Origin of the sequence: Streptomyces sp. NPDC091292, from assembly GCF_044757265.1 — a bacterium.
In the GTDB taxonomy this organism is placed as follows: Bacteria; Actinomycetota; Actinomycetes; order Streptomycetales; family Streptomycetaceae; genus Streptomyces.
The window spans coordinates 360,106-372,663 of record NZ_JBIVUQ010000006.1; the positions used below are offsets into that span (position 1 = coordinate 360,106).

General features: G+C 69.0%; 12 protein-coding genes. 5 read left to right on the plus strand and 7 right to left on the minus strand.

Annotation, left to right across the window (positions count from 1 at the left end; genetic code table 11):
• Positions 1 to 4 precede the first annotated feature (4 nt).
• Positions 5 to 460 (minus strand): MarR family winged helix-turn-helix transcriptional regulator, encoded by a 456-nt coding sequence (locus ACIQNU_RS19975; RefSeq protein WP_401367886.1) that lies wholly within the window; start codon positions 458 to 460, stop codon positions 5 to 7.
• A 199-nt stretch (positions 461 to 659) separates the two neighbouring features.
• Here ACIQNU_RS19975 and ACIQNU_RS19980 point away from each other — a divergent pair, with 199 nt between their 5' ends.
• Complete coding sequence (locus tag ACIQNU_RS19980) at positions 660 to 2,120, plus strand: MFS transporter (RefSeq protein ID WP_401367888.1); 1,461 nt, start codon at positions 660 to 662, stop codon at positions 2,118 to 2,120.
• A 99-nt stretch (positions 2,121 to 2,219) separates the two neighbouring features.
• Here the strand turns inward: ACIQNU_RS19980 and ACIQNU_RS19985 are convergent, their stop codons facing one another.
• A complete protein-coding gene (locus ACIQNU_RS19985; protein WP_401367891.1) occupies positions 2,220 to 3,329 on the minus strand; it encodes a hypothetical protein in 1,110 nt (369 codons plus the stop codon).
• Positions 3,330 to 3,710: 381 nt separating this feature from the next.
• Here ACIQNU_RS19985 and ACIQNU_RS19990 point away from each other — a divergent pair, with 381 nt between their 5' ends.
• From ACIQNU_RS19990 to ACIQNU_RS20000, 3 genes are all read left to right on the plus strand, one after another.
• The gene (locus tag ACIQNU_RS19990; protein ID WP_401367893.1) at positions 3,711 to 4,223 is read left to right on the plus strand and encodes a DUF2690 domain-containing protein; all 513 of its coding nucleotides are present in this window, start codon (positions 3,711 to 3,713) and stop codon (positions 4,221 to 4,223) included.
• 8 nt (positions 4,224 to 4,231) lie between these two features.
• Positions 4,232 to 7,264: a hypothetical protein gene (locus ACIQNU_RS19995; protein WP_401367895.1), complete on the plus strand. Its 3,033-nt coding sequence runs from the start codon at positions 4,232 to 4,234 to the stop codon at positions 7,262 to 7,264.
• Positions 7,265 to 7,339: 75 nt separating this feature from the next.
• Complete coding sequence (locus tag ACIQNU_RS20000; RefSeq protein WP_401367898.1) at positions 7,340 to 8,056, plus strand: hypothetical protein; 717 nt, start codon at positions 7,340 to 7,342, stop codon at positions 8,054 to 8,056.
• A 182-nt stretch (positions 8,057 to 8,238) separates the two neighbouring features.
• Here ACIQNU_RS20000 and ACIQNU_RS20005 read toward each other — a convergent pair whose 3' ends face one another.
• From ACIQNU_RS20005 to ACIQNU_RS20015, 3 genes are all read right to left on the minus strand, one after another.
• On the minus strand, positions 8,239 to 8,493 hold the full coding sequence (locus ACIQNU_RS20005) for a hypothetical protein (protein WP_401367901.1): 255 nt from the start codon (positions 8,491 to 8,493) through the stop codon (positions 8,239 to 8,241).
• On the minus strand, positions 8,475 to 8,609 hold the full coding sequence (locus ACIQNU_RS20010; protein WP_401367903.1) for a hypothetical protein: 135 nt from the start codon (positions 8,607 to 8,609) through the stop codon (positions 8,475 to 8,477). The genes ACIQNU_RS20005 and ACIQNU_RS20010 overlap by 19 nt, the downstream gene beginning before the upstream one ends.
• A 341-nt stretch (positions 8,610 to 8,950) precedes the next feature.
• Positions 8,951 to 10,120 (minus strand): DUF418 domain-containing protein, encoded by a 1,170-nt coding sequence (locus ACIQNU_RS20015; RefSeq protein WP_401367906.1) that lies wholly within the window; start codon positions 10,118 to 10,120, stop codon positions 8,951 to 8,953.
• Between the two features lie 141 nt (positions 10,121 to 10,261).
• Here ACIQNU_RS20015 and ACIQNU_RS20020 point away from each other — a divergent pair, with 141 nt between their 5' ends.
• Positions 10,262 to 10,660 carry a GNAT family N-acetyltransferase gene (locus tag ACIQNU_RS20020; RefSeq protein WP_401367909.1) on the plus strand — a complete coding sequence of 133 codons (399 nt, stop codon included), beginning with the start codon at positions 10,262 to 10,264 and terminating at the stop codon, positions 10,658 to 10,660.
• Positions 10,661 to 10,695: 35 nt separating this feature from the next.
• On the opposite strand, the gene ACIQNU_RS20025 is transcribed toward ACIQNU_RS20020, so the two are convergent.
• Together ACIQNU_RS20025 and ACIQNU_RS20030 are read right to left on the minus strand one after the other, a co-directional pair.
• Positions 10,696 to 11,586 (minus strand): SMP-30/gluconolactonase/LRE family protein, encoded by an 891-nt coding sequence (locus ACIQNU_RS20025; RefSeq protein WP_401367911.1) that lies wholly within the window; start codon positions 11,584 to 11,586, stop codon positions 10,696 to 10,698.
• Entirely contained in the window at positions 11,583 to 12,365 is a 783-nt protein-coding gene (locus tag ACIQNU_RS20030) for an SDR family oxidoreductase (RefSeq protein WP_401367913.1), read from the minus strand. The genes ACIQNU_RS20025 and ACIQNU_RS20030 overlap by 4 nt, the downstream gene beginning before the upstream one ends.
• Positions 12,366 to 12,558 lie beyond the last annotated feature (193 nt).

Consider the following 12,558-nt stretch of genomic DNA (forward strand, 5'->3'; position numbering starts at 1 on the left):
GGCGTCATGGCCTCGGCCACGGGCGTCCGCCGAGGCGTTCGATGTCCATGTTGAAGCGCCGCAGGTACGTCGCGAAGGCCGCGATGTCCTCGTCCGCCCAGTCGGCCATGACCCGGTCCAGACTGGCCACCGTGTGCCGGCGTTCCTCGTCCAGGATGCGGGCGCCCTCGTCCGTGATGCGGAACTTGCGGGCCATGCCGCCCTCGGGGTCCGGGATGCGCTCGACCAGGCCCGAGCGCATCGCCGCGGCGGTCTGCCGGTTGAGGGTGGACGCGTCCAGGTTGAACGCCTCACTGAGTTCTCCGATGGACATGGGGCCCTGGATGCGGATACGGCTCAGCAGGATGTAGGCGCTGCGCTCCAGGGTGCTGTGCTGCGGGCGTCCCCCTTGGTGACGCACGAGCCCGTGTCGGCTGAGCAGCATCTGCTCGTACTCCAGATCATGGGTGGGCCTGGCCATGCGCGTACTGCCTCCTACGTCGTGCCATGGGCCGCCGCCGTGCGGTCACCGGCGCCCTGCCGCCATACTCCCACAGCCATATGCACCCACCACATAATGTGCGCGTTACATAGCGCGTGTACGATGCACATCGATACGTCGAGATGCACATCGTCACTCCGTACAAATACTTCGTACAGATACTCCGAGGAGTCCCCTGATGGACGCCCCCCAGCCGTCGGCCCGCGCCGGTGGCGTGGTCGCCACGCTGGCATTCGCCGGCACCACCGCCGCGATCATGCAGACCTTGGTCACCCCGCTCATCGCGGAGCTGCCACAGATCCTGAACACCACGTCGTCGAACGCGACCTGGGTGATCACCGTCACGCTGCTGGTGGGAGCGGTCTGCGTACCCGTCACCGGGCGCCTCGGCGACCTGCTCGGCAAGCGCCGCATGCTGGTGGCGTGCTCGGTCCCGCTCATCGCGGGCTCGGTCGTGTGCGCGCTCTCGTCCTCCGTCGTCCCGATGATCATCGGGCGTGGTCTCCAGGGCATGGGGATGGGCATGGTGCCGCTGGGCATCGCCCTGCTGCGTGACGTGGTGCCGCAGGAGAAGCTCAGCTCGTCGATCGCCCTGGTCAGCGCGTCGATGGGCATCGGTGGCGGTCTCGGTCTGCCGATCGCCGCAGCCGTCGCCCAGTACGCCGACTGGCGTGTGCTGTTCTGGGGCTCCGCCGTGCTGGCCGTCGTGATCGCCGCACTGATCTGGTTCCTGATTCCGGATGTCCCGGCGAGCGCGAAGGGTCAGCGCTTCGACGTGCCCGGCGCGGTCGGCCTCGGTATCGGCCTGGTCTGTCTGCTCCTCGCCGTCTCCAAGGGCGCGGACTGGGGCTGGGGTTCGGCGACGACTCTCGTCCTGTTCGTCGGTGCGGCGGTCGTGCTGCTGAGCTGGGGCTGGTGGGAGACCCGCACCCGGGACCCGCTGATCGATCTGCGTACCACCGCCCGGCCGCGCGTGCTGTTCACCAACATCGCCTCGGTCTTCGTCGGCTTCGGGATGTACGCGAGCATGCTGGTGATGCCGCAGTTGCTCCAGTTCCCCGAGGCGACCGGCTACGGTCTCGGTCAGTCGATGCTCGCGGCGGGTCTGTGGATGGCTCCCGGCGGCATCATGATGATGGTCGTCTCGCCACTCGGCGGGAAGCTCACGGATGCCCGTGGCCCGAAGTTCACGCTGATCTGCGGGATCCTGGTGCTGGCCGCCGGGTACGGTCTCTCGCTCGCCCTGATGAACTCCGCGTGGGGCATCATGCTGGTCACCATGGTCATCAGCAGCGGTGTCGGTCTCGCCTACGGTGCGATGCCCGCGCTCATCATGAGTTCCGTGCCGCGCTCGGAGACCGCAGCCGCCAATGGCTTCAACACCCTGATGCGGTCCCTCGGCACCTCGATCGGCGCGGCGGTCGTCGGCGTGGTCCTCGCCCAGATGACCACCACCATGGGTGGCGTCAGCATCGCGTCGGAGGCCGGTTTCCGTACGGCGCTGACGGTGGGCGGCGGCGTCGCGGTCGTCGCCGCGCTGATCGCGGCCGTCATCCCGGCGGTACGGGCCACCCCCGGTACCGAGGCGGACACCGAAGCGACCCCGAAGGACAAGGCACCGGCCAAGGCCACGACCTGACATCGCCGACGACCACCACACCGAAGCCCCGGAGCCGCCACCACTGCGCTCCGGGGCTTCGTCTCCTTCGCCTGTCAGGCGCGGGTCAGGAGAAGACCGCTAACTCGCCCGCCACACAAGGGGCTTCACCTTCTTCCCCTCTCCCGCCTGCCCCTCGAAGGACACCATCGCCGGACGGTCGCCCTTCGGGAGGAGGTGGATGGTGCAGAGGGCGAGGGTGGAGTTCGGCTGGAGGCGGGTGTTGGGGACGCTGCCCCGGCACTTGTCGATGCCCTCGCCCTCTCCGGTGCGGGAGAAGGACAGATCGAGCAGGGACAGCGGCTGCACATCGCGGCCCCCGGCGCTGCGTACGCCCACACCGTCGTCCATGACCGGGAGGAGCTTCCGCTTGCCGGTGTTGCGGTACTCGATGGTCACGTACCACGGCACCATCTTCTGCTGGGTGTCGCTCAGTTCGTAGTCGCCCAGGTCGGCGAGGCTGCCCGCGCGGACACTTTTCGGGGTGACGCGGATCGGTACGGCCTCGCCCTTGGTGGTGACGTCCTCCGACGACGAGTCGGCGGTGGTGCCCGGGGGCAGCAGGTCGCCGTCGTCGCCCTTGCCGTCGCCGACCTTCCACAGGAGGGTGTCGCCGCCCTCGTCGGAGTAGGCGACGGTGGCGGCCTCATGTCCCTTGGGCACCATGACGAGTTGGCACACGGTGGCCGAGCCGCCCGAGGCGACGGAGGCGGGCCCCGCCTTGTCGCAACCGTCCGGCAGGCTTGAACCGGACGCGGTGGCAAGGGGGTTGGAGTTCCACAGCGAGATCGCCCTGCCCGGTGTGCCGTCCGCGAGGGCGACCGTGAACTGCGACTCCGGGTCCGGTCGGCTCAGTCCCGTCGAGCCGGTGTTGGTGTACCGGACGGTCAGGTAGTACGGGACCATTCCCTTGAGGTCGTCGTCCAGTTGTACGTGTTCCAGATCGGCGGCCGTCCCCCGCGCGAGCCGCTCGGGCGCGATCTTCAACTGGTGTGTCCCGCTCTGCCCGGTCCACGTGGCCTGTCGTACCGTCGACTCGACCCGAAGCGCCTCGGCCGCAGCCGGCTTGTCCGCCCCCTTGCCCGTACCGCCGCCGCTGTCCCCACCGGATCCACCGGCACCCGAGGCGCACCCCGTCACCACCGACGCGAGCACTCCGAACCCCGCGAGTCCCCTCGTCATCCTGCGCATGCGTATCCGCACCCCCGTGCCACTCCCCTGATCCATTTCTGATGCTGCGCTTCCGTTGCCTTTCGCAACGTGATCACTTTACGTGCGGCCGGGTCGCGGCGATGTCGGCGGGCAGGGGCACGCCCTGACACTCCGTCGGCGGCCGGACTTCCGTACCCCGCCGAATGGTGGTCGACGGCACCGGCCACTCGGGGGATCGTGACTGCTCAAAGGCCCCATTCCATGAGATGTACACGACACACATCGAGCCTGTGTGCCATGATCGCCGCGCGCGGGCCTGTTGGTCAGGTTCATGCAAAGAGTGCCATGCCCGGTCCGTCTCGCGCCCCTCACCCCTGTGGCACGGGACCGGCCCGTGCCCCCACAGGGAGAGGAAGAGACGTGCGAGCGAAACGCCATTTGATCGGCGGCGTCGCGGCCCTGCTACTGGCCTTGTCCACCTCGCAGTTCGCCGCGGCGCCCAGCGCCTCGGCGGCGGAGTGCTGGCGTGCCACCTGTACGGGGAAGGACCCGTACACCATGGGCTGCGACGACGACGCGGAGGTCCTGGACCAGGTCAACTCCGGTAACGACATCGAGGTGAAGCTGGTCTGGTCCCCGTACTGCCAGGCGGCGTGGGCCAAGGTGACGATCGACCCCGGCTACGCGGAGAAGGTGTACGCGGCGCTGTGGTACACGCCGACGCTGGGCGGCATCGAGAAGCCGTACCCCACGACGAGCGTCACCAAGGACAACCCGACCGGTTACTCGGCCATGGGCAACTGGAAGGCCACCAACAAGGCGTGCTGGAACATCCAGGGCGACGACTGGGATCCCGCTCCCCTGGTCTATGAGCAGGGTGGCCATGCGATACCCCAGCCTCTTGTCAACGGCACTTGCACGGACTGGATATGAGAGGGCCCATGACGAACCATCTGCGCATACCGCGGCCTCGCCTGACCAGTCCGGTGGTCGCGACGGCGGTGCTCGCCGCGTCGATGACACTGGTTCCGCTGGCGATGCAGGACGCGCCCGCCGAGGCGTCGCAGGCGCACACGAACACCCTGTTCACCGAGCCGGTCAAGGCGCTGGGCAGTAGCTACGAGGCGTCCGGTGACAGCGTTGTCAGTGGCACCGGTGACACGGACGGCTTCCACATCATGGCCGCCGAGGAGCAGGACGGCTTCGCCTTCCGCGAGGTCGCGCGCCTGACCCGCAAGGACCTCGACGTCGGCCCGTGGACCGGGTACGTGTGCACGACGGGTTCGGGCCGGTACGCGGCGGCCGTCTACATGCCGTCGATGTGGACCAACAAGCCCGGCGCCACCTACCGGGGCGCGTTCGCCGCCGTGGTGCGTCTCGCCGACGGCAAGGTGACCGAGGTCGCCGAGGGCGTGCAGCTCTCCTACTTCTCGCCGGGCTGCGGTACGGGCGACCGGGTGCTGTTCTCCTCCAGCTCGGCGACGGACAGCGACGCCGGGAAGACGACGGTCATCGAGGCGGACGCCGCCACCGGCTGGATCACGAAGGACCGGACGGTGAAGGGGCGGCTCACTCACCTCCTGCCCACCGACCGGGGCGACTTCGGGGTGCTGAACGGCAATCTGGTCCAACTGACCGGCGCCGGAAAGTCCGTGAAGGCCGAGAAGGAGACGAAGCTTCCCGGACCGGTGTTCGCCCTGACCTCGTCCGCCGACGGCGCGCTCGACCTGGGCACCGTACAGAAGAAGAAGAGCGTCATCACCCGCTGGCACGGCGGGAAGCTGACCACGCTGGGCTCCGGCCCCGTCGGTTCGGTCAAGCTGTTCCCGCGCAAGGGCGGCGACCTGGTGGTGGGTGACGTCGAGGCCATCGACACCACGGCCGCGCCGGGCCTCAAGGCGCAGAAGTTCGACGGCCGCCCGGTGGGTGTGTCGCGGGAAGGGCACCTGGTCACCACGTCGGTGTTCTCGGACGGCATGAAGGGCATCACGCCGAAACTCGGCTCGCCGTCCCGCGAGGGCGCGGGCACGATCCGTATCAAGGCGACGGCCGTCCGTACGGGGTCGCAGGCGTCGGCGGCGGTGGAGACCGGCGCGGCGCAGGCTCCGGCTCCGGCTCCGGCTCCGGGGAAGGCGTCGGGGAAGGACGCGCCGTCCCCCGCACTCGACCCGGCGGCCTTCGCCGCGGCGGACCCGGACGACACGGACCCGCGTACGTGCGGCGAGGGCAGCCCCGAGTCGCTGTGTCTGTCCGGTACGGGTGTGCCGGTCTACGGTTCCGTCCTGGGGTTCGAGATTCCCTGCCTGGTCAAGCGGAACGACCCGAAGCGGCAGGCCCTCCAGCCCAGCGCGAACCAGGTGGAGTGGGCCGTCGACCAAGCGGTGCACGGGTATCTCACCAAGCAGCGCCCGGCCGACTGGCACGACACCGGGCTTCCCGCGTACAGCCCCCAGGGCCTGTTCCCCAAGCCGGCGCTGTCCGGCGGCGGTGACATTCCGGCGCAGGTGGTGCTCGGCATCCTCGCGCAGGAGTCGAACTTCAAGCAGGCGTCCTGGCATTCGGTGAACGGTACGGCGGGCAATCCGCTCCAGGCCGACTGGTTCGGCAACGGCGCGAGCATCCACACGTACCCGGACCGCGGCAAGTCGGACTGCGGCTACGGCATCGGCCAGGTCACCACGGGTATGTCGGACATGCACCCGGAGCAGTTCAACACCACGGAGGCAGGGGCGATCGCCACCGACTACGCGTCGAACCTGGCGGCCGGTATGGAGATCCTCGCCGAGAAGTGGAATCAGCTCGGCGCGCTGGGGATGAAGGTCAACAGCGGCGACCCCCAGTACATCGAGAACTGGTACATGGCGCTGTGGGGCTACAACAGCGGTGTCTACACCGACCCGAACAACAAGCGGGGTCTCGGCTACTTCAACAATCCGGCCAATCCGAGCTATTCGCCGGACCGTGACGGCTTCCTGCGCGCCTCGTACGACGACGCGTCGCACCCCGCCGACTGGCCGTACCAGGAGAAGGTCCTCGGCTGGGCGGAGACACCGCACAAGACGTGGAACTGGGAGGCGTCCTACGCCATTCCGCACACGCCTTTCGAGTACGGCGACATCAATATCCCGTCGGACTACTACCAGTTCTGCGCTCCGGGCGTGAACAGTTGCACCCCGGGTGCCGCCGACCCGTGCCCGTCCTGGGACAACGCCTGCCGTTGGGACGCCAGTTCCTCGTGGATCAGCGGAGGGCAGAACGCCAGTAATTCCTCGACTGAGCGGCTGATGTACGAGCTGGGTTCGGGGGAGCCTCCGCTGGATCGCAAGTATCCGGAGGGCCCGTGCCTCAAGCGGCCCAACGACAATTACTCGGCGATCATCGTGGACGATCTGGCCGAGCACGAGAACACGTACGACTGCGGTGACTTCGAGGCTGCCGACGACGGCAAGTTCTCTCTCCAGCTGGGCGACAACCTGACCCACTACCGCAGTAACCAGACGTTCCGTGCGACGCCTTACATCGCGCAGATCGACCTGCATCAGCTGGGTGCCGGATACGACGGTCACTCGTTCTTCACGCACAGCTATCCGGAGAGCGACTTCTTCCACAAGGTGACCGCACGCTGGGAGATGAATCCGAAGTCGCTGCACGCCTCCAATGACATCGGCAGCCGGTTCAACGTGTGGGTGCATCTTCCCAATCACGGCGCCGAGGCCATTGTCCGTTACAGCGTCATTCCTGGACGCAACGACTCCGGCTTCACCACGCACACCTGCCGGCTGAACCAGAAGACCAGGAGCAACGGGCAGGACACCTGGGTCGAACTGGGCACCATGCAGTTCTGGAAGGGGGGACGTGTGGAGGCGGACAATCTCCATGACGCCGGGACCGGGGACGCCAATGTGAACTTCGACGCGGTCGCCTTCGTGCCCACGTCGATTCCGTCCAACGGTGTGTGCGGGTTCGGATACTGAGGAAACTCAGGACACCTCAGGACACCTCAGGAACTGCTACTGACCGGAAGCTGATCGGAAACTGATCGGATAGTGATGAACGGCACGCACCCGCTGCGTGCCGGTGTGCTGGCGGCGGTCGCTCTGGCGGCCGTCGTCGGCATCACCGGCTGCACTCAGCAGAAGCCCAAGGATCCCGGTGCCTACCCCGAGACGGCGGCACCGTCCGAACCGGCGAAGGACCTGCCGGGCCTGACCGCGTCCACGCCTCCCCCGGCGGCCAAGTGGCCGAAGAAGGCCGTGACGGCCGACAAGGCGCCGCACCTGGGTGAGAACGAGGTCATCGCCGACGGATACACGGTGGAGACCTTCCTCAAGGGCCTTGCTTCCCGGTGGGACATCGCACTGGGTAAGCAGAAACTCATCGACGCTCCGAGAGACCGCAAGGTATGGCACTTCTCCGGTGAGGCGCCCGGCACGGGAAAGGCCGTCGCCGGCGTTCCCACGAAGAACGGGGACATCACCACGTTCTCCTGCCTCGTGGACAGCGCAAAGGCCAACGCCAAGGCATTCCTTGAGGATTGTGCGCGGACCGGGATACCGGGGTGGGACGAGAAGAAGGCGGTCGCCTGGCTGAAGGAGGCGAAAAAGCAGGTGGACGCTTTGTACGCCGAGGAGCAAAGGTCCGTGGTCAGCCCCATGTTCGTATCCGAAGGAGCGTACGCGGTCCTGCGGAAGTCGGGCTCGTCCCAGAATCCGGACGGAACGTACGACCTGACGGTCTCGGGCGGCGGCATAGCCGAGAACTCGTAAGCGCGCTTTCGCGCCGATGAACGATGCCCCCGCCTCTGCGGGGGCATCGTCCGTAGGTGGGGCCTCTCACAGAACGGCTGCCAGAGGAAACGCCGTGATGTCTTCGGCCGGCCGCGACAGGTGCAGCCCGGTGTGGAAGCAGCCGTCGGCCACCTTTCCGCGCGGATCCTCACCGAGGGCCGTCACCGCGTCGCGGCGTGCCGCTGCTCGCGCGCGCTCGTGAAACGGCGTTGCGGAAATGTCGGCGTGGCCGCCTTCTCGGTGATCAGACCGTGGGGCATCAGCCCTTCGGCGATGGGTTCGTAGGAGCCGGTACGCAGGACGAACGCCGCGACCCACGCCTGCTCGGGCGCGACGGCGGCGAGCAGCGGCCCGAAGGTGCGCGGCGACAGGAAACTCGCGCCACCCGTGACCGTGATCAGTCGCGTCGGCCGCACGGCGCGCAGGAGGGCGGGGGCGGAGCCACTTCCAGGTTCTCGGCGAAGCCCTCGTCCAAGAGGCCGCCGACGAGCGCGTAGCCGATGGCGTTGGTGGCCGTGTCCGGTAGCCCCAACTGCCCAGGACGCGGAAGCAGCCTCCGGGGTCCGGCCGGTCAGCCCCGTCCCGGAGGCGCCCCGTCCCAGGTCCCCCGGTTCGCCGGTCCCCGCGTCCACCACACCGACACCGCTCTCACCGGTACTCCCGGTATGTCATCGCACCGCGCTTCCTCGTCCCGGATCCCGGAGCCCGTCCCCCGCCCCACCCCGCATCCCGCGTCTCGCACTCAGCGACAGGACAGGGACAGGACAGGACAAGCAGTAGTGCGTGACTCTCCGGCGAGGAAGAGGGTCGGGACGAATCCAGCCAAGCCGGAACGTAGGGTGTCCAAGTGCCCTTCGTCGGTTCCGGTACCCCTCAGCGGCGCAATGCCCACCGCTGTACGGACTCCAGCGGACCGTACGAGAAACGGCGCAGCCACACGCTCGACGCGGCAACGAGCACCCCGCAGACCACCGCCCACATGCCCATCACCCACCACGGGCCGCTGTCCGCGAAGCGTTCGGTCAGGCCGAGGCCGATGCCGTAACAGAGCAGCATGCAGAGCAGGTTCTGGAGGACGTAGCAGGAGAGGGCCGTGCGGCCGACCGAGGTCAGGGCGCCGGTCAGGGCGACGGGCAGCCACCGGCGGTCCAGGGCGACACCGATCAGGCCGATGTAGCCGACGGCGACGACCGGCGCGGCCAGGTAGCGGCCGAGGAAGAAGAAGTCCCCGCCGCCCAGAGCCGGCGCGGCGTTCAGCGGGATGCCGAGGCAAAGGCCCCATGCCATCATCCGCAGACGCATGCGGCGCCCGGCGTCCGTCGGGGTGAAGGCGCCCGCTCGGTGCAGGCGGACGCCGAGCAGGAAGAGGAACACCAGCAGGCCGAAGGAGACGACCGGCTCCATCCGCAGGGCGATCGCGTTCTGGAGGCGGAAGGAGATCTGTTCGAGGTAACCGCCGTGGGCGTACAGGTCCACGGCCGTGGCGGGCGCCCCCTCGGCGGGCGCGGACGTCAGCAGGCCGAGGGTGAGCACCGACATCACGGCCACGTGCAGGCCCGCAGCCCACCACATCGCGCGGCGGCGCACCCGCTCGGAGCGGGCCAGCAGCCGGGCGGTGAGGAGGGCGGTGAGGGCGTACCCCGTCAGCACGTCCCAGGCGAAGATCAGCACGAAGTGGAGCGTGCCTTCGGCGAGGAGGAAGAGGGCGCGCGGACGGTAGCCGCGCGGCCAGGGCGTACCCCGGCGGGTGGCGGAGTCGTACTGGATGGCCAGACCCACGCCGAACAGGATCGTCAGCATGGACAGGAACTTCCCGTCCGCGAGAGAGCGGAACAGCGACTCGGCCGGCGCAGCAGACGGTTCCGGTACGGGCAGGCCTTGGAGGGCCGACCATTCCGAGCCCGGCATGGCGAAGATCCACACGTTCGTCATGAGCGTTCCGAGAATCGCCGCCCCGCGCAGGACGTCGAGCAGCGGCAGCCGGCCCGAAGGCGAGAGGGGCGAGGAGACGTCGTCCGGGGACGCGTGCGGGGTGTGCGACATGTCATCAGCGTCTCGGCCTGCCCCCGGACCCGCGTCCTACCGCCGGACGAAAGCGCCGTCCATCCTTCGATGCAGCCGCAGGGCCCCGAACGGGCCGTCGATTCGGCGCGCCCCTTCCCCGCCCCGGCCTACGATGACGCCATGGCGATCACCTATGAGTGGCGCGGTGATTTCGACGACGCGTCCGTCAACGCCTTGCACGCGGAGGCGTTCGCCCACGAAGAGCTGCCCATCGACTGGCACACACAGGTCCACCGGCACAGTCTCGGCTGGGTCACCGCCCGCCAGGGCGGGAGGCTCGTGGGTTTTGTCAACGTGGCCTGGGACGGCGGCGTCCACGCCTTCCTGCTCGACACGATGGTCTCCGGGGACCTGCGCAAGGCCGGTGTCGGGACCGAGTTGGTGAGGACGGCGACGCGAGGGGCCCGGTCAGCGAACTGCGAGTGGCTGCATGTCGACTTCGACGCCGAGCTGCGCCCCTTCTACTTCGACGCCTGCGGCTTCGCACCGACGGACGCGGGGCTCATCGCCCTCCACTGAACCTCCGCCCCCCACATACACCGCCGTGGCCCGGCTCAGCCCGCGAACGCGGTCGACGGCAGGCCCACGACACCCACGTGATCGACGGCGAAGACCGATCCCGCGGGGTCGTCCTCGGTGAGGTCGAGACCCTCGCGGGCCGAGGTGACGTAGAGAGTGCCGAGGTCGGGGCCGCCGAACGTGCAGGACGACGGCTGGTGCACGGGCAGCGGCAGTTCGCCGAGCGGATCCCCGTCGGGAGAGATCCGTATCACGCGGTCGCCGCCCCAGATCGCCACCCAGAGGCAGCCGGTCGCGTCGACCGTGAGGCCGTCCGGCATGCCCGCGTGGCCGGGCATCCGGAACAAGGTGCGGCGCCGGGTGATCCCGCTGTTCGCGAGGTCGGCGTCGAAGGCGTAGATCTCGCCGGCGAGGGAGTCGGCGAGGTAGAAGACGCGTCCGTCGGGGCTCCAGCCGAGGCCGTTGGGCAGGGCGAGCCCTTCGAGGACGACGCGGCTCGTCCAGTCGGGCAGCAGCACGTGCAGCGCGCCCTTGCCGCGCGCGAAGTCCATGGCGGTGCTGCCCGCCCAGAGGTTCCCGTACGGGTCGCATTTCGCGTCGTTCATGCGCTCGCCGTCGGGCAGGAGCGCGCACCGCACGGTCATCCGGCCCTCGGCGCCGACGGACGCGAACCCCTCGGCCGTCGCGGCGACGAAGCCTCCGCCGCGCCGTGGCAGCGCGGCGCCGACCTGCGTCGGCAGCGCCAGGCTCGTGGTCCGGCCGGTGACCGGGTCGCCGGTGTGGAGGTGTCCGGCGGGGATGTCCACCCAGTGCAGACGGCGGGCGTCGGCGTCCCATACGGGTCCTTCGGCGACCCGGGCCCTGCCGGGGAACGCGACCCCGGTCGTCGTCGTAGCGGCTCCGGAGCCGGATGCGGCGTCGCTCATTCGGGAAGCACCACCGCGGCGTTGGCGAGCAGCCCGCCGTCCACGGGCAGCGAGACACCGGTGATGAAGCCGGCGCGGTCACTGGCCAGGAACGCGATCGCCTCGGCGACCTCCTCGGGGCGCCCCACCCGGCCCATCGGGTGCATCCGTCCCCAGGACTCGACCAGCATCCGCGTGCCCTCGTCGCTGCCGTCGGAGAAGGCGCGGGCCGATGCCCGCAGCATCGGGGTGTCCACCGACGCGGGGCATACGGCGTTGGCCCTGACCCCGTTCTTCGCCTCGTCGATCGCGATCGACCGTGCGAGCGCGGTGAGCGCGCCCTTGCTGGTGGTGTAGGCGGCGACGGCGGTCTGTGTCACGAAGGCCTGGACGGACGAGACGATCACGATCGAGCCCGCGCCACGGGAACGCAGGTGGGGCAGTGCGTACTTGACGGCGTGGAAGGTGCCGGTCAGGTTCACCGCGAGGACGTCGTTCCACTCGTCGGTGCTGGTCTCCGCCGCCGTGCCGTACCGTTGGATACCGGCGGCGGCGACGAGGACGTCGAGGCCACCGTGCCGCGTGGCGACGTCCGCGACGACCCGGGCGACGGCGGCCTCGTCGGTGACGTCGACCTCGACCTGCTCGACACCGGAGAGTTCGGCGTCGGTGCCGTGCGCCGGTCGCATCCCGGCGGCCACGACCGTCGCACCGCGCACCGCCAGAAGCTGGGCCGTCGCGCGGCCTATGCCACTGAGTCCACCGGTGACGAGGGCGATCTTCCCGTCGAACTCCGCCACTGTTCACTCCCCTTGATGTGTTCACGGACCCTGTTCACGGACCCTCGCGCCCGACGGAAACAGAGAGGGACACGGTCACGGCCGCGATCATGGACGAGCCGGACGGTTGCGTTCCGGAGGCGCGGACGTCACTCTAAAACAACGTTGTCTCAGCCGCTAGGGTGAGCGCGTTCAGCACGCGTCGTCGGATGCG

Bases quoted from the DNA above. Each gene is read 5' to 3' on its own strand.
- ACIQNU_RS20015 (WP_401367906.1), bottom strand. From the start codon at position 10,120: ATGTCGCACACCCCGCACGCGTCCCCGGACGACGTCTCCTCGCCCCTC.
- ACIQNU_RS19980 (WP_401367888.1), top strand. From the start codon at position 660: ATGGACGCCCCCCAGCCGTCGGCCCGCGCCGGTGGCGTGGTCGCCACG.
- ACIQNU_RS19995 (WP_401367895.1), top strand. From the start codon at position 4,232: ATGACGAACCATCTGCGCATACCGCGGCCTCGCCTGACCAGTCCGGTG.
- ACIQNU_RS20025 (WP_401367911.1), bottom strand. From the start codon at position 11,586: ATGAGCGACGCCGCATCCGGCTCCGGAGCCGCTACGACGACGACCGGG.
- ACIQNU_RS19975 (WP_401367886.1), bottom strand. From the start codon at position 460: ATGGCCAGGCCCACCCATGATCTGGAGTACGAGCAGATGCTGCTCAGC.
- ACIQNU_RS19985 (WP_401367891.1), bottom strand. From the start codon at position 3,329: ATGCGCAGGATGACGAGGGGACTCGCGGGGTTCGGAGTGCTCGCGTCG.
- ACIQNU_RS20020 (WP_401367909.1), top strand. From the start codon at position 10,262: ATGGCGATCACCTATGAGTGGCGCGGTGATTTCGACGACGCGTCCGTC.
- ACIQNU_RS20000 (WP_401367898.1), top strand. From the start codon at position 7,340: ATGAACGGCACGCACCCGCTGCGTGCCGGTGTGCTGGCGGCGGTCGCT.